1 protein-coding gene is annotated in these 299 nt (G+C 34.4%); it reads left to right on the top strand.

Annotated elements, in window-relative coordinates; translation table 11 throughout:
- Window positions 1-272, top strand: a 272-nt coding sequence (locus HC176_RS18920) for a four helix bundle protein (RefSeq protein WP_167920513.1), incomplete at its 5' end; no start/stop codon positions are given.
- Window positions 273-299 lie beyond the last annotated feature (27 nt).

Genomic DNA, 299 nt, shown 5'->3' with positions numbered 1-299 from the left:
CATTCGAGGATCTCAATTGCTGGAAAGCCGCCAGGGAACTACGAATGGAAATCTCAGATCTTATTCGAAAATTTCCCCAATCTGAAAAATTTGAATTAGTTTCACAAATGAGAAGAGCCTCACGCTCAGTTACTCTTAATATTGCAGAAGGATATGGAAGATTCCATTTTAAAGAGAATATTCAATTCTGCCGGGTTTCAAGAGGTTCTTTATATGAATTACTAGATCAATTTATAACCGCTCATGATGAAGGTTATATTGATGAAAAATAATTTTTTGAAAAAAGGCTAAAGGTTGTC

The sequence above is a fragment of the Tamlana crocina genome, assembly GCF_012037625.1.
Note: the sequence above shows the minus strand (reverse complement) of the source record. Positions and strands in the feature narration are given on the sequence as shown.